A 13,249-nucleotide genomic window follows, 5' to 3' on the forward strand; every position below is an offset into this window, starting at 1 on the left:
AAGATGGATCTGCCGCGCCGCGCCCCCGAGACGACGGTGACGCTTATTGATCCGCCACCGATGCGCCGCGGGCGGCCCGGTCGGCGCATGCGTATAATTCTGCCAGATATTCGCTCGGGTGATTCATGTCCCAGACCACCAATACACTTCCTATCCCGCTTTACTCGGCCGCTCAGGTGCGTGAGCTCGACGCTCGGTTGATCGCGGCCGGGACGCCTGGTTTCGCACTGATGCAGCGCGCCGCGCATGCGGCCTGGCGTGCCTTGCGGCGACGCTGGCCTGATGCGGATGAAATCACCGTGCTGACCGGGCGCGGCAACAATGCCGGTGATGGCTATCTGATCGCTGCGCTGGCGCAGCGTGCCGGTCGTCGGGTTGAGGTCATTGCCGTGGGTAATCCGCAGCAGTTGCAGGGCGATGCTGCCAGTGCCTTCAACGAAGCACAGGCCGCCGGCGTCCGGATCGCACCCTGGTCGGCCGGCACCGAGCTGCGCGGTGTGCTGGTCGATGCGCTGCTTGGCACCGGTATCACCGGTGAGGTTCGCGAGCCCTATGCCAGTGTCATACGGGCGATGAATGAAAGCGTGCAACCGATCCTCGCGGTCGATTTGCCGTCGGGACTGTGCGCCGACACGGGGCGTTTGCTCGGGGAGGTTGTACGGGCCGACCTGACCGTGTCCTTTATCGGCCTCAAACTCGGTCTGTTTACCGGGCAGGGGCCGGATCGAATCGGAACGCTGGTATTCGATGACCTGCAAGCCGATGCGGAGGTTGTCGCTCAAATCGAGCCATTCGCCCTGCGCTTATGCGAGGCGAACTTACCGGTTCTCACCCCCCGCTCACCCACTGCTCATAAAGGAAGCTCTGGCCAGGTGCTGGTCATCGGTGGCGACCTCGGCACCGGCGGCGCGGCGTTGCTCAGTGCCGAAGCTGCGCTGCGCTGCGGTGCAGGCATGGTGACCCTGGCGACGCGTCCTGAGCACGTCACCGCGTCGCTGGTGCGGCGTCCGGAAATCATGTGCAGTGGCGTCGAATCCACCTATGCATTGACGGCGTTGGCCCAACGCGCCGATGTGCTGGTTATCGGGCCAGGTCTAGGGCAGGCGCCGTGGGGGCGCAGCTTGCTGTCGCTGGCACCGCAGTGTCGCGTCCCGCAGGTGTGGGATGCCGATGCCCTGAATCTGCTGGCGGCAGGTGCGGTCGAGTTACCAAATGATTGTCTGCTCACACCACATCCTGGAGAGGCCGCGCGGCTGCTGGATACTTCCGTGGCCGCTGTGCAGGCCGATCGACCCGCCGCGGCTCGCGCGCTGGCTGCTCGCTTCGGTTGTGCGGTATTGCTCAAGGGCGCCGGAACCCTGATTGCCGATCGCGACGGCCGGCTGGCGCTGTGTGATCGCGGGCACCCAGCTATGGCCAGTGCGGGTCTCGGCGATGTGTTGGCGGGCGTGGCTGGCGCATTGTTGGCGCAGGGGCTGGCGCCTTTCGAAGCGGCCTGTCTTGCAGTCTGGTTGCATGCGGTGGCGGGTGAGCGTCTTGGTGCGGCGGGACGCGGGTTGGCAGCCGCCGATCTGATCCCTGTGATTCGAGAGCTGCTCGAGGAGCATTCGCCATGTCTGACGTAACGCTTTTTGCAGCTGACGAAGATGCCATGCTCGCGCTTGGCGCGCGCATCGCCCAAGCGACCGGCGGTCGCGGCGTGATCTACCTGCACGGCGATCTCGGTGCAGGCAAGACCACGCTGTCGCGGGGGCTGATCCGCGGGCTAGGGCATGAGGGCAAGGTAAAAAGCCCGACGTTTACCCTGGTCGAACCCTATGAAACCCCGGCTGCCCGAGTGTTCCATTTTGACCTGTACCGTCTGGTTGACCCGGAAGAACTGGAATTTCTCGGCATTCGCGACTATTTCGAAGGGGATGCCTTGTGCCTGGTAGAGTGGCCGGAACGTGGCGCCGGTATTTTGCCAAAGGCTGACCTGGACATTACCATTACGCCGCACGGGGCCGGTCGTATGCTGTGCCTGACGCCACGAGGCGAGCGCGGTATAGGCTGGTGTTCCATCCTGACCGTCGGCAATCAATGAACATCATGGGGTTGGGTATGCGCATGCGCGCGCTGGTTAGTGGTTTGGCATTAATGCTCGCGGCCATGCAGGTTCTGGCGGCTTCTGACGTCCAGAGCGTGCGTCTGTGGCGAGCGCCGGACAACACGCGGCTGGTCTTTGACCTGTCCGGCCCGGTCCAGCACAAGGTGTTCACCCTGACGGCACCGGATCGCATCGTCATCGACGTCGACGGCGGCAACCTGCCCAAGCCATTCGATCAGTTGCCGCTGAAGAACACGCCCATTTCCGGGCTGCGCGCAGCGAAATACGATGCTGATACCTTGCGGGTGGTCATCGATCTGAGTGCCGAGGTTTCGCCCAAAAGCTTCACGCTCACGCCGAATCAGCAATATGGCCATCGGTTGGTGGTCGATCTGTATGACAACCCTGCCGATGCGGTAGCGGCATCCACTGCCAACGTTCCGGCGACCGCCACGCCGAGTACGCCGACTGCGCCTGTATCGCCAACCCTGCCGGCAATCAAGCTGCCGCCGCTGCCAAGCAGCAAGCGTGACATCGTCGTTGCGATCGATGCTGGGCACGGCGGCGAAGATCCCGGCGCGATCGGTCCTGGCAAGGTTTATGAAAAAACCGTGGTGCTGGCTCTGGCCAAGGAGTTGCAGCGTCAGGTGAATACTGAAAAAGGCTTTCGCGCCGAGCTGGTGCGCACCGGCGATTACTTCATCCCTTTGCGTAAACGCACCGAGATTGCGCGCAAGAAGGGCGCGGACTTGTTCGTATCCATCCATGCCGATGCGGCGCCGCGGTCGTCGGCCTATGGCGCTTCGGTATTTGCCTTGTCGGATCGCGGCGCGACGTCGGAAACGGCACGTTGGCTGGCGGACAGTGAAAACCGGTCGGACCTGATTGGTGGTGCCGGCAACGTCAGTCTCGACGATAAAGATCAAATGCTGGCCGGCGTGCTGCTGGATCTGTCGATGACCGCCTCGCTGTCTTCCAGCCTCAACGTCGGGCAGAAAGTGCTGAGTAACATGGGGCGCATCACGCCGTTGCACAAACGCCGTGTGGAACAGGCCGGGTTCATGGTGCTTAAGTCGCCGGACATCCCATCGATTCTGGTGGAAACCGGGTTCATCTCCAATCCATCCGAGGCACGAAAGCTGCAAACCTCTGCCCATCAGCAAGCACTGGCGCGCTCCATCCACAGCGGCGTGCGACAGTTTTTCCATGAAAATCCGCCGCCTGGCACCTACGTCGCCTGGATGCGCGACTCCGGCAAGATCGCCAGCGTGGCTCGCGAACATGTGGTCCGGTCTGGCGATAGCCTGGCGCTGCTCGCTCAGCGCTATCAGATCAGTCTGCCGGCCTTGCGCAGTGCCAATAGCTTGAAAAGCGACGTGATCAAAGTTGGCCAAACGCTGAATATTCCTGCAACCACGCTGGCCTCGCAGCCATGATCGAGGCGGCGCGCATCCAGCTGCTGAGTCCGCGGCTGGCGAACCAGATTGCCGCCGGCGAGGTGGTTGAGCGGCCCGCTTCGGTGATCAAGGAGCTGCTGGAAAACAGCCTCGATTCAGGGGCGACCCGAATCGAGGTGGATGTCGAGCAAGGTGGCATCAAGCTGCTGCGGGTGCGTGACGACGGCTGCGGTATTCCAGCCGAGGATTTGCCGCTGGCCCTGGCTCGCCATGCGACCAGCAAGATCCGTGATCTGGAAGACCTCGAGCGCGTGATGAGCCTTGGCTTTCGCGGTGAGGCTCTGGCATCGATCAGTTCGGTCTCGCGGTTAACCTTGACTTCGCGTACGGCCAAGGCGACCGAAGCCTGGCAGGTTGAAACCGAGGGGCGTGACATGGAGGCTCGCGTTCAGCCAGCGGCGCATCCGGTCGGTACGTCGGTCGAAGTGCGCGACCTGTTCTTCAACACGCCGGCAAGGCGCAAGTTTCTGCGTACCGAAAAGACCGAATTTGATCACCTGCAGGAAGTGATCAAGCGGCTGGCGCTGGCGCGGTTCGATGTAGCCTTTCACCTTCGACACAACGGCAAGGTAGTCCTTGCGCTGCATCCGGCCAATGACCCGGCGGCTCGCGGGCGCCGCGTTGCGTCAGTGTGCGGTCCGGCGTTTCTCGAGCAGGCACTGCCTGTCGAGATCGAACGCACCGGTCTGCATCTCTGGGGGTGGGTCGGTTTGCCGACGTTTTCCCGCAGCCAGGCGGATCTTCAGTACTTCTATGTGAACGGCCGCATGGTGCGCGACAAGCTGGTCGCTCATGCGGTGCGGCAGGCGTACCGCGACGTCCTGTTCAATGGTCGACACCCGACCTTCGTTCTGTTCCTCGATGTGGACCCAGCGGTGGTGGATGTGAATGTCCATCCCACCAAGCATGAGGTGCGTTTTCGCGACAATCGCATGGTGCATGACTTCCTGTACGGCACTTTGCACCGTGCGCTCGGTGATGTGCGTCCGGAGGATCAGCTTGCCGCGCCGGCAAGCGTGGCGCCGGTAATCAAGGTCTCCGGTCGTGATGCCGGAGAGTTTGCCGGGCAGAACGAAATGAGCCTTGCCGCCAATGTACTGGAGCAGCCGCAGTCAGCGCAGCCTGCCTGGCGCGGTGCCGGTGCGGGTTATCAGGCGCCTCGGCCGATGCCCGCCGGCAACCTCGCAGAAGCGCAGGGCGCCTACCGGGAATTCTTTTCGCCACTGGCTGAAGCGAGTTCCGCAGCCCTGCCGGAAAGCCACGACGATGTGCCGCCGCTCGGCTATGCGCTGGCTCAACTCAAGGGCATCTATATCCTCTCGGAAAATGCTCAAGGGCTTGTGCTGGTGGACATGCACGCCGCCCATGAGCGAATCATGTATGAGCGCCTGAAAACCGCGATGGCCAGCGAAGGGCTGCGCGGCCAGCCGCTGCTGGTTCCCGAGTCGATCGCCGTCAGCCAGCGCGAAGCCGATTGCGCTGAAGAACATGCGCAGTGGTTTCAGAGGCTTGGCTTCGAGTTGCAGCGACTTGGTCCCGAGAGCTTGGCGATCCGCCAGATTCCGTCCTTGCTCAAGCAGGCCGAGGCGACCCGGCTGGTACAGGACGTACTGGCCGACCTGCTTGAATACGGCACCAGCGACCGAATTCAGGCGCACCTCAACGAGCTGCTTGGCACCATGGCGTGTCACGGCGCGATACGTGCAAACCGACGCCTTACCGTTCCGGAGATGAATGGCCTGTTGCGTGACATGGAGCAGACCGAGCGCAGTGGTCAGTGCAATCACGGTCGTCCGACCTGGACCCAGCTGGGCATGGGCGACTTGGATAAGCTCTTCCTCCGAGGGCGATAGCAGGTCAGCCCGGTTCGCCGGGTTCAGCCATTGTCCGCGATACATTTCTTCGAGCATCCGATGCCCCGACTACCTCCCGCCATCTTTCTCATGGGTCCGACTGCCGCCGGCAAGACTGACTTGGCTATCGAGCTGGCTCGGGTCTTGCCGTGTGACCTGATCAGCGTCGACTCCGCCTTGGTCTACCGTGACATGAATATCGGCACGGCCAAGCCTTCTGCCGAGCTGCTGGAGGCTTTCCCGCACCAGCTGATCGATATCAGAGATCCGGTGCAAAGTTATTCAGCCGCCGAGTTTGTCAGTGATGCCCTGCTGGCGATGGCGCAGAGCACTGGAGCAGGGCGTGTTCCGCTGCTGGTGGGCGGCACCATGTTGTACTTCAAGGCGCTGCTCGAAGGGCTGGCGGATATGCCGGCGGCTGATGCGCAGGTGCGTGCGGTGCTCGAAGCGCAGGTCCAGACGGAAGGCGCAGCGGCGCTGCATCGTCAGCTCAGTGAAGTCGATCCGGTATCCGCCGCGCGGATCCACCCGAACGATCCGCAGCGTCTGATCAGGGCGCTTGAGGTCTACCGGGTCAGCGGTATCAGCATGACCGAGCATCGCGCTCGACAGACCGTTCAAAAAGCCGGAAGCGGCACGCCAGACGGCGGCGTCTTGCCTTATACTGTCGCGCAGCTGTACGTAGCACCTGCGCAACGACAGGTATTGCACCAGCGTATCGAGCGGCGTTTCGTTCAGATGGTTGAACAGGGTTTCGTCGCAGAGGTCGAATCCCTTCGCAGGCGTCCAGATCTACATGCCGAGCTGCCGTCCATGCGAGCGGTTGGTTATCGTCAGGTCTGGCGTTATTTGGACGGTGAGTATTCTGCGCAGGAAATGGTTGAGCGTGGAGTAATCGCTACCCGACAACTGGCCAAACGTCAATTGACCTGGTTGAGGGGGTGGGAGGGGGCTCACTGGTTGGACAGTTCAGCCTGTGACAATCTGCCGCGAGCATTGAAATACTTGGATAGGCTCACCATATTGAGCTGACATCGCTATTTGACCGGCTATTCTCAATCTGATCGGCCGTGTTTGATTTCAAATAATTAATGAAAAAGATCCTTTAAGGAGTGCGGCACATGTCAAAAGGGCATTCGCTACAAGACCCTTACCTGAACACCCTGCGTAAGGAGCGCGTTCCGGTTTCGATCTATCTGGTCAACGGTATCAAGCTTCAGGGGCAGATCGAGTCATTCGACCAATTCGTCATTCTGTTGAAGAACACGGTTAGTCAGATGGTTTACAAGCATGCCATCTCGACTGTCGTTCCTGGCCGTCCGGTGCGTTTGCCTGCTGCTGGCGATGCTGAGCAGTCCGAGTCGGGTAACGAATAAAGGGAGCCTTCATTGTTCTTCGAACGTCCCGGTGGTGGTGAGCGGGCAATCCTGGTTCATCTGGATGCTCAGGATCCAGCGGCGCGTGAAGACCCCCAAGAGTTTCGGGAGCTGGCGCGGTCAGCTGGCGCTGAAACAGTTGGCTTCGTCACTGTTGCCAGGCATCAACCGTCCGCCAAGTTTCTGATCGGCAGTGGCAAAGTCGAAGAGCTGCATGACCTTGTCAGGGATGGCGAGGTCGAGCTGGTCATTTTCAATCACACCCTGACGCCCAGCCAGGAGCGCAACCTCGAGCGAGCGCTCGAATGCCGTGTGCTTGATCGGACCGGACTGATCCTGGATATCTTTGCCCAGCGCGCGCGTACGCACGAAGGCAAGTTGCAGGTTGAGCTGGCTCAGTTGGATCACATGAGCACGCGATTGGTGCGCGGCTGGACTCACCTTGAACGGCAGAAGGGTGGTATTGGTCTGCGCGGTCCGGGCGAGACACAGCTTGAAACTGACAGGCGCTTGCTGCGTGTGCGTATCCGCCAGATCAAGCAGCGGCTGGAAAAGGTTCGTAGTCAGCGTGAGCAGGCCCGCCGAGGCCGTCGACGTGCTGATATTCCGCTTATATCCCTGGTGGGCTACACCAACGCTGGCAAGTCCACGCTGTTCAACGCGTTGACCGAGTCGGCGGTTTTCGCTGCGAACCAGCTTTTCGCTACGCTTGATCCCACCCTGCGTCGTCTGGATCTGGATGACCTGGGGCCGGTAGTGATTGCTGATACGGTGGGCTTCATTCGTCATTTGCCGCACAAGCTGGTCGAGTCGTTCCGGGCGACGCTCGAAGAATCGAGCAACGCCGATCTGCTGCTGCATGTCATCGATGCTCACGAGCCTGAGCGTGATCAGCAGATTGAGCAGGTGTTGGCGGTGTTGACCGAGATCGGCGCACATGAGTTGCCGATACTGGAGGTTTACAACAAGGTGGATCTGCTTGAAGGCATCGAGCCGCAGATCCAGCGCGATGCTGATGGTGTGCCGCAGCGGGTTTGGGTTTCGGCGCAGCAAGGGTTGGGGCTGGACCTGCTGAAACAGGCCATTGCCGAGCTGCTCGGTAACGATCTCTTCGTCGGGACGCTTCGATTGCCGCAACAGCTTGGGCGCATGCGTGCGCAGTTGTTTGACCTTGGGGCCGTGCAGTCCGAGACCCATGACGACGAGGGCGTCAGTTTGCTTGATGTGCGCCTGCAGCGTGTCGAGCTGCATCGTCTGATCAGTCGTGCGGGCCTAGAGGCGGAACAGTTTTTCGATCAACACACTTTGCAATAAAGCTCGGGGGGCTTTTAAGCCGTTCGTTCCGGGCTTTCGGTAGCATTGGCGGACGCGCCGCTGGCGCGTCTTTAGCTTTATTTGAATGGAGAGCGCTATGGCTTGGAATGAGCCGGGTGGCAACTCGAACAACCAGGATCCCTGGGGTAGCGGTGGTGGCGGTGGTCGTCGCGGCGGTGGCGATCAGAAGGGGCCGCCTGACCTCGATGAGGCTTTCCGCAAACTGCAGGACAGTCTCAACGGCATGTTCGGCGGCAAGAAGCGCAGCGGTGGATCGTCGGGCGGCGGTCGTCGTGGCGGCTTCGGGCTGGTCTGGATTGGTCTGGTGGTACTGCTGGTTGTCTGGCTGTTCAATGCGATCTACATCGTTGATGAGCAAGAGCAGGCCGTGGTGCTGCGGTTTGGCAAGTACCATGAGACAGTGGGCCCGGGCCTGAATATTTATTTCCCGCCATTCGATCGCAAGTTCCAGGCGAACGTTACTCGCGAGCGTTCCTATAGCAAGCAAGGGCAGATGCTTACCGAAGATGAGAACATCATCGAAGTACCTCTGACCGTGCAGTACAAGATCAGCGATCTACAGGCCTTCGTGCTCAACGTCGAGGAACCTGAAGCTTCCCTGCAGCATGCAACTGACAGTGCTGTTCGGCACGTAGTGGGTTCGACTGCGATGGATCAGGTGCTGACCGAGGGTCGTGAAGCCATGGCTGAGGAGGTCAAGGAGCGCCTGCAGCGGTTCCTCGACAACTACGGTACGGGCATCATCGTGACTCAGGTGAACCTGCAAAGCGCAGCTGCGCCACGCGAGGTGCAGGAAGCGTTTGATGACGTTATTCGCGCCCGAGAAGATGAGCAGCGTGAGAAGAATCAGGCCGAGTCTTACGCTAACGGCGTGATTCCCGAGGCGCGCGGTCAGGCCCAGCGCATGCTGGAGGAAGCCAGTGGTTACCGTGATGCGGTGATCTCGCGCGCTCAGGGTGAGGCGGATCGCTTCTCCAAGCTGGTTGCCGAGTATCGAAAGGCACCGGACGTGACCCGTGAGCGCTTGTATCTGGAAACCATGCAGGAGCTTATGAGCAACACCAGCAAGGTGCTTGTTACCGGCGAGCAAGGCCAGAACAACCTGCTCTATCTGCCGCTGGACAAGATGATCAATGGTCGCGGCGCGGCATCCGGGCAGTCCCCGGCGGCCTCTGTGTCAGGTGCTTCGACGCAGTCTACGAGAATGCCGCCGGAATTGGATCCGCGTGAAGTGCGTACAAGGGAGGTCCGCTAATGAGCAATAAATCCCTGACCGCCCTCATTGTGGGTGTCGTGCTGGCGATTGTGGCTTGGAACAGCTTCTATATCGTGTCGCAGACGGAGCGAGCGGTACTGCTGCAGTTCGGTCGGATCGTGGAGCCCGACGTGAAGCCGGGTTTGCACCTGAAAATCCCGTATGTCAACAGCGTGCGTAAGTTTGATGCCCGCTTGATGACACTGGACACGACGACATCGCGCTTCCTGACGCTGGAGAAGAAAGCGTTGATGGTTGACTCCTATGCCAAGTGGCGTGTGGACGATGCCGAGCGTTTCTACACGGCAACCTCAGGTATGAAGCAGATTGCTGACGAGCGACTCGCACGTCGCCTAGAGGCTGCCCTGCGGGACCAGTTCGGTAAGCGGACGTTGCACGAGTCGGTGTCCGGTCAGCGCGACGAGCTGATGAGCGTGGTGACCAACAGCCTGAACCGGGCGGCGCAGCAGGAGCTCGGGATCGAGGTGGTGGATGTTCGGGTCAAGGGCATCGATCTTCCGCGTGAAGTGAACCGTAGCGTGTTCGAGCGAATGAGTTCCGAGCGTGAGCGTGAAGCACGTGAGCATCGCGCCAAAGGTAAGGAATTGGCCGAAGGTATTCGTGCTGACGCCGATCGCCAGCGGCGGGTGCTATTGGCTGAGGCATTCCGTGAGGCAGAAGAGTTGCGCGGTGATGGCGATGCACAAGCGGCAGCCATCTATGCGGCAGCCTACGGGCAGGATCGGGAGTTCTATTCCTTCCACCGCAGCCTTCAGGCTTACCGTGAGAGCTTCGCCAACAAGGAAGATGTTCTGGTGCTCGATCCCAATAGCGATTTCTTCCGTTATCTGGAGTCCGCAACGGCGCAGTGATCGCCACAAGGGTCATCCGGCACGGACAGCGCTGTCCGCCGGGTGACCCGTTGACGAAACATTGTTATGATCCGCGAGCCGGGAAAAACCCGGCTTTTTTGCGTCTGCGCCCCGGCGGTAGCAGGCTGATCCGGGCATGGCCAACCATGCTGATCCCCTTGGGGGGCGTGGCGCTGTCGCCATGGTTCGAACACAATCGCACGCGACCGATGGGCGGCACAGGCTGTTGCCCCGGCGTTCGTCTGCTTGACTAGGCTTGCCGTATCGAGAGGTGATTGGCGAAATGGCAACGATAGACCGCTGGCTTCTGCCAGATGGCATTGAAGAGGTGCTGCCGCCCGAAGCGGCGCGTATCGAAGCTGCGCGGCGGCGCGTGCTGGATCTGTTCCAGTGCTGGGGCTACGAGCTGGTTATCACCCCGCATGTGGAGTTTCTTGACTCGCTCCTGATTGGCGCAGGGCAGGACCTCGACCTCAAGACGTTCAAGGTCGTCGATCCATTGTCAGGTCGTCAGATGGGCTTGCGAGCGGATATCACGCCGCAGGTGGCGCGTGTGGATGCCCATACGTTGCGTCGAGAAGGGCCCAGCCGGCTGTGCTACGCCGGCAGCGTCCTGCACGCCAAGCCGCAGGCCCTCGCCACGTCGCGCAGCCCGATTCAGCTGGGCGCCGAACTTTATGGGGACCGCAGTACGTCCAGCGACCTGGAGGTGATCAGCTTGATGCTGGAAACCCTCCTTCTCGCCGATGTGCCGGACTTGCACATGGATCTTGGGCATGTGGGGATCTATCGCGGGTTGGCGCGCGCTGCCGGCCTGTCCGGTGATGCGGAGCAGCGCCTCTTCGACGCCCTGCAGCGCAAGGCAATGGACGAGATCGCAGCGCTGACCGCAGATGTCGAGCCTGCGCTCGCGGGCATGTTGCGCGCATTGGCACGGCTCTGCGGTGGGCGCGAGACGCTTGAGGCTGCTCGTGAATTGCTTGCCGGTGCGCCCGCTCCGGTTCTTGAGTCGCTGGAAGGCTTGGCGCATGTCGCCGAACAGTTGACGATGCGGTATCCGGATCTGCCGTTATATTTCGACCTCGGTGAGCTGCGCGGCTACCACTATCACACCGGTGTCGTCTTCGCGGTATTCGTTCCGGGCGTCGGCCAGTCGATCGCCCAGGGCGGTCGTTATGACGATATCGGTGCTGATTTTGGCCGTGCGCGTCCGGCGACCGGCTTTTCGACGGATTTGAAGACGCTGGTCAGGCTTGGCAATGCCGAGCTCCTTGGCCCATCGGCAGGTGTCTGGGCGCCGTACAGTGCCGATCCTGCGTTATGGCGGACGATCCGTCAGTTGCGCCAGCAGGGCGAGCGCGTGGTGCAGGCGCTGGACGGCCAGCAGAGCGATGCGGCGCCAGGTGTCGGCTGTGACCGGCAGCTACTTTTGCAAGAAGGGTCCTGGGTTGTAGCGCCGCTGGCCCGCTAACGCGGTTGTGCTGGCAGGTTATCCAGATTATTTCGCCGGTCCTGACCGGCATGCTTCGCCAAGAGGACAAGGTTTATGGGTAAGAATGTCGTGGTCCTGGGCACCCAATGGGGTGATGAGGGCAAGGGCAAGATCGTTGATCTGCTGACCGACCAGGCTGCGGCCGTGGTGCGTTTCCAGGGTGGCCATAATGCCGGTCACACGTTGGTCATCGACGGCGAAAAGACCGTGTTGCATTTGATTCCATCCGGAATCCTGCGTGAAAACGTGGAGTGCCTGATCGGTAACGGCGTGGTCGTGGCGCCTGATGCCCTGATGCGTGAAATAACCAAGCTCGAAGAAAAGGGTGTTCCGGTCCGCGAGCGTTTGCGCATCAGTCCGGCCTGCACGCTGATTCTGCCGTATCACGTTGCACTCGATCAGGCGCGCGAAGCGTCGCGCTCCGAAGGCAAGATCGGCACCACGGGGCGTGGTATCGGGCCGGCATACGAGGACAAGGTTGCCCGTCGTGGTTTGCGCATCGGCGATCTGTTCAATCCTGAGCGCTTCACGGTCAAGCTGCGTGAGCTGCTCGAGTACCACAACTTCATCCTGCAGAATTTCTACAAGGTCGAGCCTGTCGACTTCCAGAAAACGCTCGATGAGGCGCTGGGTTACGCCGAGATCCTCCGGCCGATGATGACCGACGTCTCGGCTCGCTTGCATGAATTGCGCAAGCAGGGCGCGCGCATCATGTTCGAGGGCGCTCAGGGCTCGCTGCTGGATATCGATCACGGCACCTATCCCTATGTCACCAGTTCCAGCACCACGGCCGGTGGCACGGCGACCGGTTCCGGTTTTGGCCCGCTGTATCTGGACTATATCCTCGGCATTACCAAAGCCTATACAACGCGTGTTGGCTCCGGTCCATTCCCTACGGAGCTGTTCGATGAAGTGGGTGCCCGGCTGGCCGAGCGTGGTCATGAGTTCGGCGCGACAACTGGCAGGGCGCGACGCTGTGGCTGGTTTGATGCAGTGATTCTGCGTCGCGCCATCGAAATCAACAGTGTCTCGGGGATCTGTCTGACCAAGCTGGATGTGCTCGATGGCCTGGAAACCATCCGTATCTGCGTGGCGTATCGGGATCGAAACGGAGAAATGCTGGTCGATGCGCCGACCGATGCAGACAGCTATCAGGGGTTGCAGCCGGTTTACGAGGAGCTGCCTGGCTGGAGCGAATCCACTGTCGGGGTCAAGTCGCTCGATGCGCTGCCGGCTAACGCTCGCGCCTATATCAAGCGCATCGAAGAGCTCGTCGAGGCGCCGATCGATATCATTTCCACCGGCCCGGATCGCAACGAGACGATCGTGCTGCGTCATCCGTACGCCTGATCTTTGCCGCAACGAATAGACCGCCTCCGGGCGGTCTTTTCGTTCTGGCGGACTGGCAGGCTGTGCGGACCGAAATGCAGCAGCTGTGTAGGCCCAGAGTCCGGTTAATGAGTGCTGCAGGGCTGCTTGTTTGTGATCAGAAACGAAAAAACCGAGCCAATGGCTCGGGTTTT

At 61.0% G+C, this 13,249-nt stretch carries 11 protein-coding genes; all 11 read left to right on the forward strand.

Features of this window, described 5'->3' with window-relative positions:
- Positions 1-125 precede the first annotated feature (125 nt).
- The 11 genes from PSTU_RS0105865 (at position 126) to PSTU_RS0105915 (ending at position 13,076) form a co-directional block, all read left to right on the forward strand.
- Positions 126-1,625 carry an NAD(P)H-hydrate dehydratase gene (locus PSTU_RS0105865; RefSeq protein WP_019340114.1) on the forward strand — a complete coding sequence of 500 codons (1,500 nt, stop codon included), beginning with the start codon at positions 126-128 and terminating at the stop codon, positions 1,623-1,625.
- Positions 1,613-2,083: a tRNA (adenosine(37)-N6)-threonylcarbamoyltransferase complex ATPase subunit type 1 TsaE gene (gene tsaE, locus PSTU_RS0105870; RefSeq protein ID WP_019340115.1), complete on the forward strand. Its 471-nt coding sequence runs from the start codon at positions 1,613-1,615 to the stop codon at positions 2,081-2,083. The genes PSTU_RS0105865 and tsaE overlap by 13 nt, the downstream gene beginning before the upstream one ends.
- A 17-nt stretch (positions 2,084-2,100) precedes the next feature.
- Positions 2,101-3,522 carry an N-acetylmuramoyl-L-alanine amidase gene (locus PSTU_RS0105875; protein WP_029404637.1) on the forward strand — a complete coding sequence of 474 codons (1,422 nt, stop codon included), beginning with the start codon at positions 2,101-2,103 and terminating at the stop codon, positions 3,520-3,522.
- Complete coding sequence (gene mutL / locus PSTU_RS0105880) at positions 3,519-5,396, forward strand: DNA mismatch repair endonuclease MutL (protein WP_019340117.1); 1,878 nt, start codon at positions 3,519-3,521, stop codon at positions 5,394-5,396. The genes PSTU_RS0105875 and mutL overlap by 4 nt, the downstream gene beginning before the upstream one ends.
- A 60-nt stretch (positions 5,397-5,456) precedes the next feature.
- On the forward strand, positions 5,457-6,428 hold the full coding sequence (gene miaA, locus PSTU_RS0105885; protein WP_019340118.1) for a tRNA (adenosine(37)-N6)-dimethylallyltransferase MiaA: 972 nt from the start codon (positions 5,457-5,459) through the stop codon (positions 6,426-6,428).
- Positions 6,429-6,517: 89 nt separating this feature from the next.
- Complete coding sequence (gene hfq, locus PSTU_RS0105890; RefSeq protein ID WP_019340119.1) at positions 6,518-6,772, forward strand: RNA chaperone Hfq; 255 nt, start codon at positions 6,518-6,520, stop codon at positions 6,770-6,772.
- A gap of 12 nt (positions 6,773-6,784) precedes the next feature.
- Positions 6,785-8,086 (forward strand): ribosome rescue GTPase HflX, encoded by a 1,302-nt coding sequence (gene hflX / locus PSTU_RS0105895; protein ID WP_019340120.1) that lies wholly within the window; start codon positions 6,785-6,787, stop codon positions 8,084-8,086.
- A 97-nt stretch (positions 8,087-8,183) separates the two neighbouring features.
- A complete protein-coding gene (gene hflK, locus PSTU_RS0105900; RefSeq protein ID WP_019340121.1) occupies positions 8,184-9,362 on the forward strand; it encodes an FtsH protease activity modulator HflK in 1,179 nt (392 codons plus the stop codon).
- Positions 9,362-10,234, forward strand: coding sequence for a protease modulator HflC (gene hflC, locus PSTU_RS0105905; protein ID WP_019340122.1), 873 nt, complete (start codon positions 9,362-9,364; stop codon positions 10,232-10,234). The genes hflK and hflC overlap by 1 nt, the downstream gene beginning before the upstream one ends.
- Before the next feature lie 283 nt (positions 10,235-10,517).
- Positions 10,518-11,705 carry an ATP phosphoribosyltransferase regulatory subunit gene (locus PSTU_RS0105910; RefSeq protein ID WP_019340123.1) on the forward strand — a complete coding sequence of 396 codons (1,188 nt, stop codon included), beginning with the start codon at positions 10,518-10,520 and terminating at the stop codon, positions 11,703-11,705.
- A gap of 75 nt (positions 11,706-11,780) precedes the next feature.
- On the forward strand, positions 11,781-13,076 hold the full coding sequence (locus PSTU_RS0105915; RefSeq protein WP_019340124.1) for an adenylosuccinate synthase: 1,296 nt from the start codon (positions 11,781-11,783) through the stop codon (positions 13,074-13,076).
- Positions 13,077-13,249 lie beyond the last annotated feature (173 nt).

Origin of the sequence: Stutzerimonas stutzeri SDM-LAC, assembly GCF_000235745.1 — a bacterium.
GTDB classification, from domain to species: domain Bacteria; phylum Pseudomonadota; class Gammaproteobacteria; order Pseudomonadales; family Pseudomonadaceae; genus Stutzerimonas; species Stutzerimonas stutzeri_H.